The 505-nt window shown below is 61.2% G+C and carries 2 protein-coding genes; both read right to left on the bottom strand.

What is annotated here, in order from left to right; genetic code table 11:
• The coding region (locus tag QD409_RS35830) for an NADPH-dependent FMN reductase (protein WP_430765099.1) at positions 1–182 on the bottom strand (182 nt) is incomplete at its 3' end.
• 73 nt (positions 183–255) lie between these two features.
• Positions 256–505 (bottom strand): DoxX family protein (locus QD409_RS35825; protein ID WP_430765098.1); only part of this gene is annotated, 250 nt, incomplete at its 5' end.

Raw genomic sequence — 505 nt, 5'->3', positions numbered from 1 at the left:
ATCGGTGACAATTGCTCTTCGAAAAACGGCAACGGATAATTCCGCAGGTCGAGCAATTCGAATTCGAGATCCGTGCGTTTGTCGGCAATGTCGCTGATCCAGCGCGCGGGCTTGTCGCCGAAGCGCCCCTCACGGGTAGAGCCGAGGATGATGCCGATGCGGGGAATGATCTGGGTGTTCATTGGGTTTCCAATCGTAACAGGAGGGAGAAGGAAGATGGTTGACGGCCGGGAGGATCACCCCGACGGGCGTGCGTCAGTTGTCGAGCATGGCGTTTGACGAGACCATCGCAGCAGGGCTGGTGCGCTTTGGTCGGACGGAGCCTAGGGCGATCGAACCCGGTGACGCGGCGGCAAGGATGACGAGGCCGCCCGCGATCGCGAGGTTTTTCATCAAGTCCACCGGTGCGCCGAGATGAGCGACAACGCCGGTCAGGACGCACCAGACTGCAAGTAAGATGCCGACGGCGCGGGTTTGGAAGCCGAGAATGAGGGCGATGGCGCCG

The organism is Rhizobium sp. BR 315 (assembly GCF_050577975.1).
GTDB lineage: Bacteria > Pseudomonadota > Alphaproteobacteria > Rhizobiales > Rhizobiaceae > Rhizobium > Rhizobium miluonense.
This window is presented reverse-complemented; position numbering and strand designations above follow the sequence as displayed.